The following is a 230-nucleotide window of genomic DNA, read 5'->3' on the forward strand; positions in this document are numbered from 1 at the left end:
CATGGTGACATGTGGAGCTGACGAATACTAATAGATCGAGGACTTAACCATATAATATGTAGCAATGTTATCTAGTTTTGAAGGAATATGCATTGAAATTTCTTCTTGACATTTCGAAAGAAATGTTTATAATGATAAAAGTCTGGTAATGATGGCAGAGAGGTCACACCCGTTCCCATACCGAACACGGAAGTTAAGCTCTCTAGCGCCGATGGTAGTTGGGACCTTGT

Annotated in this window: 1 rRNA gene; it reads left to right on the plus strand. The window is 39.6% G+C overall.

The features are described 5' to 3' along the window. Positions 1 to 141: 141 nt before the first annotated feature. Positions 142 to 230: ribosomal RNA gene (rrf, locus tag MR169_RS28100) — 5S ribosomal RNA — on the plus strand; the annotation flags it as partial.

This window comes from Bacillus cereus group sp. BfR-BA-01349, from assembly GCF_022663795.1.
GTDB lineage: Bacteria > Bacillota > Bacilli > Bacillales > Bacillaceae_G > Bacillus_A > Bacillus_A cereus.